Annotated in this window: 18 protein-coding genes; 10 read left to right on the top strand and 8 right to left on the bottom strand. The window is 36.9% G+C overall.

Annotated elements, in window-relative coordinates:
• The first annotated feature begins 237 nt into the window (after positions 1 to 237).
• Both HF876_RS17770 and HF876_RS17765 read left to right on the top strand, forming a co-directional pair.
• Complete coding sequence (locus HF876_RS17770) at positions 238 to 792, top strand: sigma-70 family RNA polymerase sigma factor (protein WP_169361394.1); 555 nt, start codon at positions 238 to 240, stop codon at positions 790 to 792.
• Positions 779 to 1,792, top strand: coding sequence for an anti-sigma factor (locus tag HF876_RS17765; protein WP_169361393.1), 1,014 nt, complete (start codon positions 779 to 781; stop codon positions 1,790 to 1,792). The genes HF876_RS17770 and HF876_RS17765 overlap by 14 nt, the downstream gene beginning before the upstream one ends.
• A 48-nt stretch (positions 1,793 to 1,840) precedes the next feature.
• On the opposite strand, the gene HF876_RS17760 is transcribed toward HF876_RS17765, so the two are convergent.
• A complete protein-coding gene (locus HF876_RS17760) occupies positions 1,841 to 2,026 on the bottom strand; it encodes a YhzD family protein (RefSeq protein ID WP_169361392.1) in 186 nt (61 codons plus the stop codon).
• Between the two features lie 138 nt (positions 2,027 to 2,164).
• Here HF876_RS17760 and HF876_RS17755 point away from each other — a divergent pair, with 138 nt between their 5' ends.
• From HF876_RS17755 to yhaM, 5 genes are all read left to right on the top strand, one after another.
• Positions 2,165 to 2,365 (top strand): helix-turn-helix transcriptional regulator, encoded by a 201-nt coding sequence (locus HF876_RS17755; RefSeq protein WP_169361391.1) that lies wholly within the window; start codon positions 2,165 to 2,167, stop codon positions 2,363 to 2,365.
• A 331-nt stretch (positions 2,366 to 2,696) separates the two neighbouring features.
• Positions 2,697 to 2,885 (top strand): hypothetical protein, encoded by a 189-nt coding sequence (locus tag HF876_RS17750; RefSeq protein WP_169361390.1) that lies wholly within the window; start codon positions 2,697 to 2,699, stop codon positions 2,883 to 2,885.
• A 90-nt stretch (positions 2,886 to 2,975) separates the two neighbouring features.
• Positions 2,976 to 4,181 carry a metallophosphoesterase family protein gene (locus HF876_RS17745; RefSeq protein WP_169361389.1) on the top strand — a complete coding sequence of 402 codons (1,206 nt, stop codon included), beginning with the start codon at positions 2,976 to 2,978 and terminating at the stop codon, positions 4,179 to 4,181.
• A gap of 5 nt (positions 4,182 to 4,186) precedes the next feature.
• Positions 4,187 to 6,904 (top strand): ATP-binding protein, encoded by a 2,718-nt coding sequence (locus HF876_RS17740; RefSeq protein WP_169361388.1) that lies wholly within the window; start codon positions 4,187 to 4,189, stop codon positions 6,902 to 6,904.
• Entirely contained in the window at positions 6,901 to 7,839 is a 939-nt protein-coding gene (yhaM, locus tag HF876_RS17735; protein ID WP_169361387.1) for a 3'-5' exoribonuclease YhaM, read from the top strand. Before HF876_RS17740 ends, yhaM begins: the two co-directional genes overlap by 4 nt.
• A gap of 115 nt (positions 7,840 to 7,954) precedes the next feature.
• Here the strand turns inward: yhaM and HF876_RS17730 are convergent, their stop codons facing one another.
• Complete coding sequence (locus tag HF876_RS17730) at positions 7,955 to 8,893, bottom strand: peptidylprolyl isomerase (RefSeq protein ID WP_169361386.1); 939 nt, start codon at positions 8,891 to 8,893, stop codon at positions 7,955 to 7,957.
• 139 nt (positions 8,894 to 9,032) lie between these two features.
• Between HF876_RS17730 and HF876_RS17725 the strand changes: the two genes are divergently transcribed.
• Positions 9,033 to 9,149 (top strand): YjcZ family sporulation protein, encoded by a 117-nt coding sequence (locus HF876_RS17725; RefSeq protein ID WP_169361385.1) that lies wholly within the window; start codon positions 9,033 to 9,035, stop codon positions 9,147 to 9,149.
• Between the two features lie 98 nt (positions 9,150 to 9,247).
• On the opposite strand, the gene HF876_RS19030 is transcribed toward HF876_RS17725, so the two are convergent.
• From HF876_RS19030 to HF876_RS17695, 6 genes are all read right to left on the bottom strand, one after another.
• The gene (locus HF876_RS19030) at positions 9,248 to 9,433 is read right to left on the bottom strand and encodes a hypothetical protein (RefSeq protein ID WP_090570160.1); all 186 of its coding nucleotides are present in this window, start codon (positions 9,431 to 9,433) and stop codon (positions 9,248 to 9,250) included.
• A gap of 68 nt (positions 9,434 to 9,501) precedes the next feature.
• Positions 9,502 to 10,047 carry a DUF3267 domain-containing protein gene (locus tag HF876_RS17715; RefSeq protein ID WP_169361384.1) on the bottom strand — a complete coding sequence of 182 codons (546 nt, stop codon included), beginning with the start codon at positions 10,045 to 10,047 and terminating at the stop codon, positions 9,502 to 9,504.
• 121 nt (positions 10,048 to 10,168) lie between these two features.
• A complete protein-coding gene (locus HF876_RS17710) occupies positions 10,169 to 10,702 on the bottom strand; it encodes an HTH-type transcriptional regulator Hpr (RefSeq protein ID WP_169361383.1) in 534 nt (177 codons plus the stop codon).
• A gap of 282 nt (positions 10,703 to 10,984) precedes the next feature.
• On the bottom strand, positions 10,985 to 11,362 hold the full coding sequence (locus tag HF876_RS17705) for a YtxH domain-containing protein (RefSeq protein ID WP_169361382.1): 378 nt from the start codon (positions 11,360 to 11,362) through the stop codon (positions 10,985 to 10,987).
• A gap of 106 nt (positions 11,363 to 11,468) precedes the next feature.
• On the bottom strand, positions 11,469 to 11,993 hold the full coding sequence (locus HF876_RS17700; RefSeq protein WP_169361381.1) for a tryptophan transporter: 525 nt from the start codon (positions 11,991 to 11,993) through the stop codon (positions 11,469 to 11,471).
• 111 nt (positions 11,994 to 12,104) lie between these two features.
• Positions 12,105 to 12,533, bottom strand: coding sequence for an HIT family protein (locus HF876_RS17695; RefSeq protein WP_169361380.1), 429 nt, complete (start codon positions 12,531 to 12,533; stop codon positions 12,105 to 12,107).
• Positions 12,534 to 12,689: 156 nt separating this feature from the next.
• On the opposite strand from HF876_RS17695, the gene HF876_RS17690 reads away from it, so the two are divergent.
• Positions 12,690 to 13,430 carry an ABC transporter ATP-binding protein gene (locus HF876_RS17690; RefSeq protein ID WP_169361379.1) on the top strand — a complete coding sequence of 247 codons (741 nt, stop codon included), beginning with the start codon at positions 12,690 to 12,692 and terminating at the stop codon, positions 13,428 to 13,430.
• Positions 13,423 to 14,619 carry an ABC transporter permease gene (locus HF876_RS17685; RefSeq protein ID WP_169361378.1) on the top strand — a complete coding sequence of 399 codons (1,197 nt, stop codon included), beginning with the start codon at positions 13,423 to 13,425 and terminating at the stop codon, positions 14,617 to 14,619. Before HF876_RS17690 ends, HF876_RS17685 begins: the two co-directional genes overlap by 8 nt.
• Positions 14,620 to 14,909 lie beyond the last annotated feature (290 nt).

Below are 14,909 nucleotides of genomic sequence, written 5' to 3'. Positions count from 1 at the left end.
CCCCTTAACGGATAAAGTAAGTATGTGTTTAGAATAAAGATAGTAATACATTTACACAAAATATTTTACATTCCCGAAAAACGCCCGTAAATCAATAAAAAGCGCCCATAAACCAACAAGCCACCCCCCACAAAGGTGGCTCCCCCTATTACTCCTCCTATATATTTTCCCAAAAATTTAATTTAGACTGTAACAATATAGAGATCCAAACGTTTTAGGTTAGAAGGGAGGCAGGGTATGAAGAAGCAAAGGCAAGATGATTTAGAAACAGTCTATTTGGCGTATGCGAAGCCTCTCTACTTTTATTTACTTAAACTAACCGGTTCAGATACTATTGCAGAAGAGCTTGTACAGGAGACCTTTTATAGAGCGACACTCTCCCTTGATTTATATGAAGGGGGGCAGGTGAAAAGTTGGCTATATAAGGTAGCTAGAAATACATATATGGATGAATGGCGAAAGCGAAAGAGGTGGAGGTGGGTTCCCCTCTATGACTATCTCTCCAATTCAGAGGAATATGTAAGTCCTTACGGGATACCGGAGGACGATTTATTAACTCAGGAAAGTTCCCATGAGATCAAGGATGTATCCCTGCTGCTCCCAGAAAATTACCGAACCATTTTGTATTTAAGAGAATTTGAGGAATTTTCCTATGAGGAGATTGCAGTTACGCTAGAGATTACGCTAGACCAAGTTAAAGTAACGATACATAGGGCACGACAACGATTTAAACAATTGGCAGAGCGACTTGGCAAGGATTTTGATAGGAGTGGAAAAGATGGAATGGAATGATGATAAAGCAAAAGCAATTGTACAAAAACATAAAAAACGATTTTCATGGAAATTATCTTTTAATGTCGTTCGTGTGCTTCTAGGGATTTTTCTTGTATATGCTGTTTATATGTTTACTGTATCTATGATCTATGAAGCTACTAACATAGGAAAGCGCACGGAATTTTATCAGAAACTAGCGGTTGATTGGACCTATCCGGGTTATACCTCCAGTATTTTTTTCGATGGCACGAATGAAATTAACCCATTTTTAACACAAAAAATTGAATTTCCTTTAATAAAAATAATAGGTAAAGAGGAGTTTGCTATTACAAAGATTAGCTTAAATAAACCTCTTATAGACGCTTATACTACTACTGTTAATGAGTATTTTCCCTATAGTAGTCATAAAGAATTTCCTTTTTCTTTACCCTATAATCCTGTAACAAATGTGAAACTAGACGAAACGGAGATGCCGGATGTTTGGAACCAGTTAGAGCACATTGATCAAGGAAATGTTGCGCAACTAGCCTTTTCAACGAACAGGTATTACTCTCCAGAGGAGTTACTAGAATTGGTTTCCAATTATCAAGTAGATGTACTTTGGATGCCTGTTTATATGGGGGAGTTAAAGAACTTCACTGAAGGTGGCTGGAGTGGCAGTGAAAACGATATAACATTAGCAAAACCTTGGGGGTTAGCTGGATTTAAACATGTAGATGAAGACTTTAACATCACATATTCGACCACTAATTTAAACACCGAAACAGTCAAAGAAAGCCAAGAAATCATGCTTAAAAATATGGGGAAAATGATCGAAGAAGATAGAAACCTTGCGGAAACATTACTAGGAACAGCTTACCTTCAAGAGAGATATGACTATCTTCAAAAAGAAGGGTTTCAAGTATACGGAGCAGTAGTGACAGGTCCAGTAAAACAATTGCTGAAGCTTAAAGAGGTGGAAGGTATCCATAATGCAAAACTTGGAGAGATTAAACCTTGGAATTGGATTGACCAATAAAAAAGGACTTAGCCCGTTCGTAATTACGGTGCTAAGTCCTTTTTTCATTTATACATGAAACAATATAAGCTTGCCGGAGCTATTAACAAGGCGGTGTGTTTTATTGCCATAGCCTTTTTCGTTAATTGCTTCCTCGCCTTGCTTTTTCGCCTCGTCGTCGTTTTCGTAATTCCATGTTTCCTCAATGATTAGTTCCCCGTTCGGCTCGAATGCCGTGAATTTATATGCTTTCATGTATCATACACCCCTTATGTATTCTTAAAATTCATTATACAACAAAAATTAAAAAATAAAAGTAAAGTCAGCTTGACATTGCTTCGTAAAGTAAAGTATACTTTACGTAAAGTTAGCTTTACAAAAGGGAGGGTACCGGTGAAAAATTATGTTCGAGATAAGCGAATGGAACTAGGATTGACGCAGGATGAATTATCAGAAAAACTGGAGGTGTCTCGGCAGACTATCATTTCTTTAGAAAAAGGAAAGTATAATCCATCTATTCAATTGGCTTTTAAGCTTTCCAGGTTATTCAAATGTTATATAGAAGACATTTTCATTTACGAAGGGGACGATTAAATGAATGGAGAATTTGATTGGTTCACGTTTTTAATTGGGTTACCAACGGCGATAGTTAGTTCATTGATTATTTTATTTATATATTTTATAGGATAGGAAAAAAGAGAAGATGGTTTGACGAAAGATACAATCAAGTTCATACGATAGCTAGATCTTATTCATGGATAGTCACAACTGCTGGCTTATTAGTAGCATGGATGATTATCATCATTATGGAGGGACCTGGACTTGCATTTTTTATAATGACAGGTTTATGGGTTGTTCATATGGGTTCCTATGGAATAGCTGCTGTAATAGCGGAAAAGAAAAACTAGTAAAGGAGGAATAAATCATGACTAAAGCTAAATGGGCACTCGTTGCATCCTTGTTTGCTTTAATCGGAATGCCATTAATTTTCTTAGGGCTTTCCATATATACAGGACAGTGGTATTACTTTCTCTTTAGCCTGCCGGCGGGGTTAACGGCAGGGATAACTGGTTTAGTGTCATCTCTTGTACAAATACAATTAGAAAAGAAATAAAAGTAGGGCTATCACACATTTATTTGTGTATAGCCTTTTCTATATGATAAAATAAGAACAAATATTCTATTTTTAGTGAGGAGTAGTAGAATGGCAGCAATTCGTTTTTTACATGTGGCAGATTTACATTTAGATAGCCCCTTTAAAGGTCTTTCATCTATCCCTAAAAATAGATGGCAGGAAATTAGAGAAAGCACGTTTCATGCCTTTGAAAATATGATTCAGTATGCTGTTACGACGAAGCCTGACTTTGTCCTAATAGCCGGTGATATATACGATGGAGAAAATCGGAGCTTGAGAGCCCAGCATTTATTTCAAAGGGGAATGGAAGCTCTTCGAGAAGTCGGGATACCAGTTTTTATTTGTCATGGGAATCATGATCATTTGAGTGGCAACTGGGTGCGTTTCCAGTTACCTGACAATGTACAGGTGTTTGGCCAGGACGTAGAGACTAAAACGATTGCTGTCCAAGGAAATCAGGTTCATATTTCCGGCTTTAGCTATAAGGAGCGCCATATTCGAGAGGCGATGCATTCCTATTATCCGAATGCCAGTGGCCAGGGCTACCATATCGGAATGCTACATGGAAGCGTAGAGGGAGACAGAGAGCATGATGTGTATGCTCCGTTTCGTCAAAGTGATTTGATCGGGAAGGGGTATGACTACTGGGCGCTTGGACATATACATAAGCGACAGGTATTACATATGGATCCTGCTATTGTTTATCCAGGTAATATTCAAAGCCGCCATCGAAATGAAAGAGGTAAGAAAGGTTTTTATGAGGTAACTCTCTCCAAAGATAAAACGAACCTACAATTTGTTCCATGTAGCATGTTTATATACGAACAGTTAGAGGTTTCCTGCAAGCATATAATCCATGCCAATGAATTGATAAGCCTTGTAGAGCAGGAGTTGAAAGATTACGTTGAAAAGAATGGAAATGCCATAATAGAACTTACGCTTTCCGATATCTCAGAGGAAACTTTTGAAATGCTTGATGCCTCATCGAAGGAGGAGTGGCTAGCTATTTTTCAGGAATCTCTAGACAAGCATAATCCATTTATTCTCCTCAAGGATTTAACTATTAACCTACCAGCTAGTCAGTTAAACGAAGCACTTATACTTTCGGAAATATGGGAAGGGTGGGATTCTGCCGAGTGGAAGCTTGCCGTAAAAGAATTGTATCAGCATCCAAAAGGTAGTCGATATCTACCAAGCATTGACGAGCATTTCATTGAAGAGGTCAAAGAAGAATCCAAACAATTACTGAACAAGGCTGTATCGAGGGGAGTGTAGAGGGTATGAAAATAGAAAAGCTCCACATATATGGCTTTGGAAAGCATGAAAATCTAGAAGTTAATGTACATGATGGGATTAACGTATTCTATGGAGAAAATGAAGCAGGGAAGTCCACGATTCAGCAATTTATACTTCACATCCTTTTTGGCTTCCCACAACGAAATTCACAGCTGTTAAGATATGAGCCTAGAAGTAATGCCACCTACGGAGGTAAAATACAAATTCTAATGGACGATGCCAGTAGAGTTTTCATCGAGAGAGTAAAAGGGAAGGCAAGTGGAGATGTTACCTTATATTTTGAGGATGGGACTCGTGGAGGAGAAAAGGAGCTTGCGACAATATTGAATGCTTATAGTCGAGCTGACTATGAGGCAATCTTTTCATTTTCTTTACTTCAGCTACAAGGGTTTGAAAAAATGACGGAGGAAGAGCTGACACGTACTTTACTTTCTTCTGGAACTACAGGAATGGACACGTTATCTAGCGTTGAAATGCAGTTTGCAAAAGAAATGGGAGAGCTATATAAGCCTACTGGACGAAAGCCCTTCATCAATCAAAAAATGGAGGAGATACGACAGCTTGAAACTGCTTGGAAGGCACAAATGGACCAAGTGGAAAAGTACGAGCCCTCCATCCAGCGTTTAAATGAGATTGAAAGTATCTTAAAAGAATCGGTAGGACGTGAGAAAGAGCTAGCGGACCAACTTCAAAGTTATTCACATTGGAAGCAATTAAAACCGTTAAAAATAGCGGAAAATGAGCTTTTAGAGAAATTGGATAAGCTACCAAGTCATTCATTTCCTCCGGAAGGTCTTCGACGATATGAGGCTGTTAAGGACAAGCAGACCAATACTCAAATAGCGGTAGAACAATTTAAGCAGGAGCTGCAGTCAATTGCCCATAGTAGTGAAGCAATAGATCCAGAAAATCTAGAGGAAATCCAAGGCTTTTTAAGCCAGGAATCCCAATGGCATCAATTGCGTGCAAAACGAGTCCAGTTAGAAGAGGAGCATAGTAAAACTCTCCAACAGCAAATGCAAGAGCTTAGCCTAGTTGGAATTGATTGGAAAAGCAGCTTAAATGATATAGTGACGGCTGATGTATCAATCCAGCAGGAGGACCGGCTGGTGACGATGCTTAACCAACAAGAGCAGCTTACTCAGCAATTTCAACAAGAAGAACGTTTGCTAAACCTGAAAATGCAGGATGTCGAGCAGCTAGAAAAACGGCTAAGTGAATCTAAACGTTCACGTAATTCATCTAAGGGTCAAAGTAACGCAAAAGGTATTCTGGTCTCACTAGTAGGATTTGTACTGATAGTTGGGTTAATCTTTAGTTTTCTTGCCTCCAATTGGCTAATTGCGCTCCTTACTGTCATTATAAGTGCTGGGATATATGGCGGGTTTACCTTGCTCATCAAAGGTCTTCAAAAAGATAATGAGGCTAAGCAATATACAGATTTATTAGAGGACGAATTAAAAAGTCTTAAGGATCAAATCATGCGTCTAGAAGGTGTTATCTCAGAAATTGAACACCAAAAGAAGGAATGTAAGCGTAAAATTTATGCCTTTTTAAGAACTTATCAAATTGATGAGGAATTATCCCCAAGCCTACTGCCTGAGTTATTTACCAGGTTAAGACTTATTCAAAATCAACAAATCCAACTTGACCAGATGGAAGGTAAGCTCGAGGAAGTCAGTAGAAATTTAAGGGACTTGGAACGCAGAGCACAGTCCTTAGTGAAATCCCAGTTAGTAGAAGATATTTTATTTCATCAGCTCCGGGAAATTTATTTGAAAGAAAAGAAACGGCTTGAAGAAGAGCAGAGTACTCTTAGTAAAATAACAAAGCTACAAGAAAAGTTAAATGAGCTAGAATTGTTATTAAACGCTCAGGAACAGCAGATTACTACGCTGTTTACGGAGGCGGGAGTTTCAACAGAAAGTGATTTTTACCAAGCGCATGTAGTATCTCAAACTAGAGCGTCACTAGAAAAAGAATTAGAGCATGTGAGAATGCAATTAGGCGATCGAAAAGTAAACATAAATGATTTTGAAGAAGGCTTTGAAGTAACAGCAAGAGAAACTCTAGAGGCGATGAAAGAAAAAAGTCAATTCCTTTTAGAAGAAAAAGCAACCTTACTTTATGAAACGAGCCGCTTACTCGAGAATGAAGAACAAAGTCAAAAATTACAGCAATTAGAAGAGAAAAAATCAGAGCTGTATGAGTTAGTAAAAAAATGGGCTGCTTATAAAACGGTAACAGAAGCAATCAAGCAGACAGTGTTGCAGTTAAAAGAAGAACGGCTGCCAGACGTACTTGATAAAGCCAAAAGCTATTTTAGGATATTAACGAACGAATCCTACGAGCTGTTAGAATTTACACCCGAGGGATTATTCGAAGCGGTTAAACCTAGTGGAGAACGATTTCGAATAGCAGAGCTAAGTCAGGCCACGAAGGAGCAGGCGTATATTGCATTAAGGATTGCATTAGCCGTTTCCTTAAAGAATAGGGTAGCTTTTCCTATTATTCTAGATGATCCATTTGTACATTTCGATCGAAACCGCTTAAAACAAGTGGTACAATTAATGAAAGAGCTACAAAATGAACATCAGCTACTATATTTTACGTGTCATGAGCATATGCGTCTTAGTTGGAAAGAGGCTCATATAATAGATGTAGCGACATTACAAGTTGGAAGTGGAGGGGTTTTGAGATGAAGGGAATTACACAGCTACGAGTAGGAGATCCTGTCGATCATTTCTTACTGATAAAACAATCAACTAAAGGTATCACTACCGTTGGAAAACCGTTTATGTCACTTATATTGCAGGATAAAAGTGGAGATATTGAAGCGAAGCTATGGGATACGAATGAGGAGCATGAAAAGCAATACGCAGCTAGTCAAATAGTGCGTGTCGGTGGAGAAATCCAAGACTATCGCGGGAAATTCCAGCTACGAGTAAAAAGTATCCGACCTGTGAAATCAGACGAGACGATATCTATTAATGACTTAGTCCCATCAGCAGAAAAGTCAAAAGAAGAATTGATGGAGGAGTTACTACAATTTTTCTTTGAGATGAAAAATCCTTTGATACAACGTGTAACACGCCATTTAATGAAAAAGCATCAAACTGCTTTTATGACATATCCGGCTGCTACTAAAAATCACCATGATTATGCCTCTGGTCTAATCGATCATGTTGTTTCTATGCTCAAGCTAGGGAAGTCGCTTTGTGAGCTGTATCCAACATTAAACAAGGATCTTTTGTATGCCGGAATCATCTTACATGATATTGGGAAGGTTTTAGAGCTTTCTGGTCCTGTCGCTACTACGTATACAATTGAAGGTAACCTTCTAGGGCATATTACGATAATGGTAAATGAAATATCAAAGGCAGCGGAAGAGCTTCAAATTGAAGGCGAAGAAATAATGCTCCTTCAGCATATGGTGCTTTCTCATCATGGTAAAGAAGAGTGGGGCAGTCCTAAGCGTCCAATGGTGCGTGAAGCGGAGATCTTGCACTATATTGATAATATCGATGCCAAGATGAATATGCTTAATCGTGCTTTAGCAAAAACAAACCCAGGTGAATTCACTGAGCGTCTATTCCCATTAGAAAATCGTTCCTTCTATAAACCTACTTTTGAATAGCTAGAAAAACCGTAAAGGTTAAGTAGACCTTTACGGTTTTTTATATGTCCAGCTAAAAGATAAAAGGAGACCGCAACTATAAAGTTGCGGTCTCTTTTATCAAAACGATATCTAATTATTTTTCAGTTTCTTCAGTTGTTGCATCTTCTTCAGCTGCTGGTTGCTCTGTAGAACCTGCAGCGTCTCCTGCAGCTAAAAATTCATCCAACGCTTTTTCTAAATCTTTATCTTTGATGTCAACTTTAGCATCTTTTAACAATTTAGAAATTTTAGGTAGTAATGCAGCTTGATCTGCTTTTTCAAGTTTCAAGTTTTTCTCTAACTCTGCTTTTTTGTCATCATATGACTCTTTAACTTCACGCTTGTCCGTAACTTCGATAACGTGGAATCCAAAGCTAGATTGAACTGGCTCACTGATTACGTTAGGCTCTAAGGCAAATGCAGCTTCTTCAAATTCTGCAGCCATTGCACCTTTACCAAACCAACCTAATTCTCCACCACTTTGTTGTGCAGCTGGTTCTGTAGAATAAGCTTTTGCCACTTCCGCAAAATCTTTTCCGGATTCTAATTCAGCTTTAACTTTCTTAGCCGTTTCTTCATCCTCTACAAGCACGTGGCGTGCATTAATTTCATTTTTCGTATTTTCATATTCAGCCTTAATTTCATCTTCTGAAACTTCTACATCTTCAATAAGAGCAGCTTCTTGTAGAAGGTTAAGACGTAAATACTTTTTGTAGGATTCTTCTGTGTATCCTTGTTGTGCAAGCAATGTTTCAAAGTTTTCCCCAAGTTGTTCTTTATCTGCTTTTAGCTGAGCATCTACTTGTTTGTCGGTAACATCGTACTTAGAGTCTAATACTTTTTCAATCATAAGAAGTTGAAAAGCTTGATCTCCAATAGAAGCCTTCATTTCTTCATATAAATCATTTTGTGTAATGTCGCCTACTTTAGAGGATGCAATTACTTTACTGCTATCTGCAGATTCATTGTCATTACAAGCCCCTAATGCAAGAACAGATGCTGCTAATGTTAATGATAAAACTGTTTTTTTCATAAAAATCTCTCCTAACTTCATCTTGCTGCAACTGTAACTATACCATAAACGAAATAAAAACAAAAATGGTTCCCGTGCATTTGCCCACCATATTTGGAAACCACCGCATAAGATAAATTAGAAAGAGGAGGTGTTCTAAATGGGTGGACAATACAACTACGGCGGTGGCTCTGGTGCTGGTGCTGGTTCAGGTTTTGCTTTATTGGTAGTTCTGTTTATTCTTTTGATTATCGTTGGCGCTGCTTTCATCTACTAACGTAATCAATGACTAAGGACACTTAGGTGTTCTTAGTCACTGTATGGCTAATAAAAGAAATGACCCAATCATATAAATGATTTGGGTCAATTTTTCTATTAAACTGCGTAAACTAACTCAACATAGAAAGATACAAGAAGAATCGTAATTAATATATTAATGGTTCTAAAAATCTTAGGATGTTTTTCTTCTGGGATTTCTTTTGACATCACAAGTGCATATGTCATTCGATTAATTTGTAGCAAGTAAAATGCTGAGAATAGAACTAAAGTAAATATGATCATGTCTAAACTCCCTTCATGTACACTAAGCATATCAAATTAGGGGTATTAGTTACAAGTGTAACATATTACTAATGATGGGAAGCGACGATTAAAATTTGATAACCAGCGTCTGTTTCTTCGACAAAAGCACTTCTAGGTGATTTACTTAAATTCTTTACATAGATCAAATCTATCAGGCACATACCGCAATGATAGGCTAATAGCATAATGAAATAATGAGCAAAATGTGGCGCCACAAGAGCACCTATTAGAATAGCAGCGTTTATAAAAATAAAAGGTGAAAGCAACGAAAATATAAACTGATATTTATTTATTGGTTCACAGACTTTTATGGAAACTATCGGAAGAAAACCATAACGTCTGTTAAGAGTTACTTTTATATGATCACGAATCGTAAATAACGGAAGAAAATGAAACAACTTGTGAAGTGGATATACCATTATCATACCAATCGCAAATAGCCAAAAGAAGTCATCAGATTTATGTGAGTCATTAATAGTTTCTTGTAAAGCATAGACAATTGAAAAAACGGACATAACTAGTATGGAAGATAGGAAAAATAGCCGTTCCATACCATATTGTTTTTTGACATTAATAGTTTTCCAACAATGCAAGATTGATGCATCTCCTATATAGTAAAATATATTTCAGATACATACAATACGATGTTTCTATATAAAATACAAGCTTATTAATTGTAAAGATTTATAGAACGCTTACATTGCTGATATGACGCTATTCTGCCTTTGTGAAAGACTCATCAATATTTTGAATAGAACGCTCGAATATTTCCATGAAGTCGTCACCATAAATATTGCGAATAACTGCCATAACATCCATGAAGTCTGGAAACCTGCCGTACAAATCTTTCATTGGACGAGACCCTTCAATAACAGAATGAGGAGTTTGGTGGTAATTCTCATACATTTCCTCTAAAAGTAGTTGACCTTTTTCCGTAACGTCTACATAAGTGTTGCGCTTGTCTGTGTCTCGTTTAGAGAAAGAAAGCAATCCACGCTCCTCGAGTTTCTTAGAGAAATTAAAGGCTGTAGAAACATGCATAACTCCAAATTTAGCTACATCTGAAATGGTCGCACCTTTTAAATGATAGGATATCCATAAAATATGGTGTTCATTAATATTAAGGTCATAGGGCTTAATCCATGTTTGCCAATCTTTTTCCACTGCCTTCCAAAGAGCCTTGGAAAGTTGAGCGATTCGCTGACTATATAGCATTGCTTCCTTCATCGTATAAAATTGATCAGTCATCTCGTATGCCTTCTTTCTGGTATATAATCTTAACACATTATAGCAATAAAGTAAGAAAATTGAAATAAAATATTTGAAAATATTATTAATTTTATAATAATTTATTTTATTTCAACATTAGTCCAGTTAGACAAAATTTCCTATATCGATAAGTATAGACACCTATAGTTAGTCTAGCAAGCTATTCATATAGATATATTTTAGAATAATTGAAACATTCAAAAATCTATAGGTTTAAAAAAAGTATGCCTTTAATCTAAAAGACTAAACGCATACTGGTGGTTAGTTAGTAACTATAACTTCTTTTTTCTTAGGAAGTGCTTGTTCAAGCTCATCAATAGCTGTTTGAATGGATGAAATCTCATTTTGTAATTGTTGTTGGAGAGGGGCTGTGTCGCTTTGCCACTTTTCAACGCTTTCTTTCACATCTTTGACTGTTCGTGGAATCATAACCTGTGATTCTGCCTTTAAGCTTTGTATCGATACCTTCACTTTTCGTAGCTGATCGTTAATATCGGAAAGCTTGTCTTTGTAGTCAGCAGATACCGCTTTAATATTTTCCCTAACTTCTGGACCACTTTTAGGGGTGGATAAAAGTACAGTAGTCGCACCTGTTAATGCTCCAAGAGCTACACCAATTAATAATTGTGATACTTTCATGCAAATCACTCCTTATATGTATATATTATTCCTTTCCTTTCCATTATTAAAACATAATATTCAATACAAAAAAAGCTTTCCTCATAAAAGGAAAGCTTTTTATAATTTAAATGGTAAGTGCAGTATTAAAATTAGAGCGTTTCACAAGTTTTACGACAATGGGATAAATGATAAAAAATGCTATGCCATTTATAAGTATTGCTGGTAAAACGACTATTAGGAAGAGTTCTGTAAATACTGCTCCCGCATTAAATATGAAAATAGCGGTGGATAGGAAAACAGTTCCTGATATTAGAGTGCCAACGCAAGTTAAAACGACTGCTACGGCCAATTTGTTAGCTAATTTGTTTAAAATAATAACTAGACCAAAGAAAACAAATGCAGTGATTGTCTTATCTATTATATTTGGAACAAAGCCACCAGGGAAGGTCGAAAATAATCCTGAAATTATTCCTGTGGAGAACCCTAGTAAAAATACACTTTTGACCTCGGGAAATAATAGTATTCCAATAAACATCATGGTCAACATAAAGTCTGGCTTCATACCCCCGTTAATGCCGGGAATAATAATGTAAAGCACTGCTCCTACACCAACTAGTAAAGACATTAGTACAAGATTTTTCGTATTCATTTCTCATCTCTCCTCAACTTTTCTCAGGCTATTTAGTTCTCCTAACGTATCCTCATGATCGTTAGCAAGAAACTTATTATTGATTGTAAATCTTTTTCCTTTTAAAAGCAATTAGTTGGCTGATAATTTATTTGACAGTTCTTTTGCCAAGTCCTGAATCATTTCGGATGAATAGGTTTTTTCCTTCGTATTCCAACTGAGCTTCAGTCCATCGGTTTGATCGTAACGAGGGATAAAATGCAAATGAAAATGGAAAACGCTTTGTCCGGCAGGGGCACCGTTATTATTTAATAGGTTCATCCCGACAGGTCCAAATGTATCCTTCAATGCAGACGCAATTTTTGGAACTACTTTAAATAAATTGCTAGCCTCTTCTTCGCTTAAGTCATATACATTTTCCTTGTGGGATTTAGGTATGATTAAAGTATGTCCCTTTGTCAGAGGCATAATATCCATAAAAGCATACACATGTTCATCCTCATAAATTTTAGCGCTAGGGATAGAGCCATCAATTATTTTACAAAAAATACAGTTACTCATGAAAAAAACCTCCTATTCATTATTAGGATGAGTTTAACATATAATAGGACAAGTTTGTTTTTCTTTTTAACAATTTGAGAGATAGAAATGAAATGACAGAAGATTTTTAAGGCAGGCTTTGGTAAAATTATAATTAAGAAGAAGTGAGGTGTAGAAATGACTGTATTAGAAGTAAAAAATGTAACAGGTGGATATACAAGAAAGCCTGTATTGCATGATTTGGACTTTTCTATTGGTAAAGGAGAGCTTGTGGGTTTAATCGGGCTGAATGGGGCTGGGAAAAGTACAACGATCAAGCATATTATTGGAACAATGAATGCCGCAAACGGGGAAATTCTACTAAACGGAAAGACGTTAAAGGACGACCCAGCACTATATCGCTCTTCTTTTTCTTATATACCAGAAACGCCGGTATTATATGACGAGTTAACGTTAAATGAACATTTAGAGCTTACTGCTATGGCCTACAATTTGGACAAGGATGTATTTGAGGCTAGAAAAACTTCCCTATTAAAAGAGTTTCGTATGGAAAAACGATTAAACTGGTTTCCAACACATTTTTCTAAGGGAATGCGTCAAAAAGTGATGATTATGTGTGCATTTTTAGTGAGTCCATCCCTATACATTATTGATGAACCGTTTGTAGGTCTAGACCCTTTAGGGATTCAATCACTACTAGATCAGATGAAAGCAAGAAAGGATGAGGGGGCTTCTGTCCTCATGTCGACACATATTCTATCAACAGCTGAACGATATTGTGATCGCATACTTCTTTTGCATAATGGGAAAATTCGTGCACAAGGAACGATGACGGACTTACGAGCAGCATTTAACATGCCATATGCTACATTAGATGATCTTTACATCGAAATGACAAAGGAACAACAAGATGAATAATTTGCGTGAAGTATGGAGTAAGCGATTTGTCTTCTATATAAATGAGCTCCAGAAATATATGAAATTTATTGTTTCTGGTCATTTGGCTATTGTTATCGTATTTGCGATTGGCGCGCTAGGCTATACGTATAGTGGATGGCTAAACACAGCTCCTCAGGATTTTCCCGCATATTTGGTAGTTGCGTTTATCTTAAGTATCTTAGTTACATTGAGCACACCTGTTACTCTGTTAAAAAATGCAGACAGTGTGTATTTTTTGCCGTTAGAAACAAAGCTAGGGGAATATTTACGACTTGCACTTCGTTGGACCTATTTCTCTTCAATCGTAGTCACCTTGGCTGCGTATGTTGTGGCAATTCCTTTACTTACAAGAGTAGCTGGTAGTACAAGAGAAGAAATTATTGCTCTATTGATATTTTTATTAGTATTAAAGTATTGGAGCATCCATACGGAGTTTAACTTCCGATGGGCTGCTAATGGAAGAGGCGTATGGGGAGACCGTTTTCTACGCTTTCTACTTGTATTAGTAGCACTGTATTTCCTATTGAGTGGAAGCTATTTATTTGTGATTTTAGTAGCTATTGTACAATTTATTTATACAATGGCATGGGTGAAAAAGAAAAAAGAAGTTCCATTTCCATTTGAACACTTTATTGTAGTTGAGCAATCTCGTATGATGAGATTTTATCGATTTGCTAATTACTTTACCGACGTTCCACATATTCGTGGAGCAACGAAAAGAAGAAAATGGTTGGATGTATTTTATAAGCTGGCGAGATATGGTCAAAAAAATACCCAGCTTTACTTAGTTATGAGGACCTTCATCCGAACGAATGACTTTTTCTATTTGTGGCTGCGTTTAACTGGACTTGCGATCATCGGTGCTGTATTCATTCCGTTCCCAATCGTATCCATAATATTTGCCGCTGCCCTTTCCTTTGCTACAGTTATTCAGATTAAGCATGCACTATTGTCAGGATATGAATTTAGAATGGATCTTTTGTTTCCTATTGAAAAGGACGCAAGAAAGCAATCAGTTGCGAGCTTGATTAGGATCCTTCAGTTCATTCAAGCAGCGGCTGTTTTGATAGGAGTTCTTATCCAAGGCGGAAATTCTCCTATCACATTCTTAGTACCAGTAGCAGTGTTAATAGTGTCAGAACTAACTTTGCGAATGAATAAAATCTAATTGTTGATATAAAAAACTGTAAATACACTCAAGTAAATTGAGTGGTTTGCAGTTTTTTTATTTGAGAAACAAAGTATGGAGTAAGTAGGTTGGAGTGCCACATAAAGAGTATGGAAAGCGCCCATAAACAGGATGGAAGTGACCCATAAATCAAAGAAAAGCGCCCGTAAACGTGGGAATCGCCCATAGGTTGATGGAAAGTGTTTCATAAAGAGTCAAGTCCATAGTATTGTGTAAAATTGTATACAATGTTTTCAAACCTACTTGAGAAGTGTAAAAACCCCACTTCA

Origin of the sequence: Psychrobacillus sp. BL-248-WT-3 (assembly GCF_012843435.1) — a bacterium.
In the GTDB taxonomy this organism is placed as follows: domain Bacteria; phylum Bacillota; class Bacilli; order Bacillales_A; family Planococcaceae; genus Psychrobacillus.
Note: the sequence above shows the minus strand (reverse complement) of the source record. Positions and strands in the feature narration are given on the sequence as shown.

Excerpts from the sequence above, each read along its gene's own strand:
- HF876_RS17685 (WP_169361378.1), top strand. The coding sequence starts at position 13,423 with ATGAATAATTTGCGTGAAGTATGGAGTAAGCGATTTGTCTTCTATATA.
- HF876_RS17725 (WP_169361385.1), top strand. The coding sequence starts at position 9,033 with ATGGGTGGACAATACAACTACGGCGGTGGCTCTGGTGCTGGTGCTGGT.
- HF876_RS17690 (WP_169361379.1), top strand. The coding sequence starts at position 12,690 with ATGACTGTATTAGAAGTAAAAAATGTAACAGGTGGATATACAAGAAAG.
- HF876_RS17710 (WP_169361383.1), bottom strand. The coding sequence starts at position 10,702 with ATGACTGATCAATTTTATACGATGAAGGAAGCAATGCTATATAGTCAG.
- HF876_RS17765 (WP_169361393.1), top strand. The coding sequence starts at position 779 with ATGGAATGGAATGATGATAAAGCAAAAGCAATTGTACAAAAACATAAA.
- HF876_RS17770 (WP_169361394.1), top strand. The coding sequence starts at position 238 with ATGAAGAAGCAAAGGCAAGATGATTTAGAAACAGTCTATTTGGCGTAT.
- HF876_RS17700 (WP_169361381.1), bottom strand. The coding sequence starts at position 11,993 with ATGAATACGAAAAATCTTGTACTAATGTCTTTACTAGTTGGTGTAGGA.
- HF876_RS17730 (WP_169361386.1), bottom strand. The coding sequence starts at position 8,893 with ATGAAAAAAACAGTTTTATCATTAACATTAGCAGCATCTGTTCTTGCA.
- HF876_RS17695 (WP_169361380.1), bottom strand. The coding sequence starts at position 12,533 with ATGAGTAACTGTATTTTTTGTAAAATAATTGATGGCTCTATCCCTAGC.
- HF876_RS17750 (WP_169361390.1), top strand. The coding sequence starts at position 2,697 with ATGACTAAAGCTAAATGGGCACTCGTTGCATCCTTGTTTGCTTTAATC.
- HF876_RS17745 (WP_169361389.1), top strand. The coding sequence starts at position 2,976 with ATGGCAGCAATTCGTTTTTTACATGTGGCAGATTTACATTTAGATAGC.
- HF876_RS17705 (WP_169361382.1), bottom strand. The coding sequence starts at position 11,362 with ATGAAAGTATCACAATTATTAATTGGTGTAGCTCTTGGAGCATTAACA.
- HF876_RS17740 (WP_169361388.1), top strand. The coding sequence starts at position 4,187 with ATGAAAATAGAAAAGCTCCACATATATGGCTTTGGAAAGCATGAAAAT.
- HF876_RS19030 (WP_090570160.1), bottom strand. The coding sequence starts at position 9,433 with ATGATCATATTTACTTTAGTTCTATTCTCAGCATTTTACTTGCTACAA.
- HF876_RS17760 (WP_169361392.1), bottom strand. The coding sequence starts at position 2,026 with ATGAAAGCATATAAATTCACGGCATTCGAGCCGAACGGGGAACTAATC.
- yhaM (WP_169361387.1), top strand. The coding sequence starts at position 6,901 with ATGAAGGGAATTACACAGCTACGAGTAGGAGATCCTGTCGATCATTTC.